This window comes from Sphingobacterium haloxyli (genome assembly GCF_002980525.1).
In the GTDB taxonomy this organism is placed as follows: Bacteria; Bacteroidota; Bacteroidia; order Sphingobacteriales; family Sphingobacteriaceae; genus Sphingobacterium; species Sphingobacterium haloxyli.
The window spans coordinates 1-498 of record NZ_PVBQ01000052.1; the positions used below are offsets into that span (position 1 = coordinate 1).

The 498-nt window shown below is 50.6% G+C and carries 1 protein-coding gene; it reads right to left on the reverse strand.

Annotated features, from left to right (window positions below):
- Window positions 1-498: IS66 family transposase (locus C5745_RS19910; RefSeq protein ID WP_165793158.1), on the reverse strand; the 498-nt coding region annotated here is incomplete at both ends.

Consider the following 498-nt stretch of genomic DNA (forward strand, 5'->3'; position numbering starts at 1 on the left):
ATTCTTTTGTCCAGCCCTCGATGGTCGAGGAGGCGATCTGTATGTTTTCCCTGGCAAAGATCTGTTTCTGTCGGTACAGCGGGAGGTGGTCCTGATATTTTCCGGTCAGTATCATCGCCAATAAGCCCGCTCCGGGGATACCTCTGTCGATGACACGTTCGGGAAGTTCGCCGATACGTACGCCATCTCCATTTTTAGGCGTGTATTTATAGCGGATATAGCGTTTGATATAAAACTTTGCCGGCTCGCACTCCAGTTCTTCAGTGATTTCCTTTCCGATGCATACCATATCCGATAGGTCCCCCTCCGGGTGTATGTCGATCTCTACTACAGGAAGGTGTCCAGGTAACTTCGCACGTCCCTTATGGTTAGGGCGTTTGCGGGTATACTCGATCTTTTGCTTGGTTTCTTCCTGTTGCTGCTCTACTGCCAGGGGTTCTACCTCAAATGGAAGTTCAGTCTGGTTGGGGTCACCTTCGAAACGTTCGCGCTTCTGGC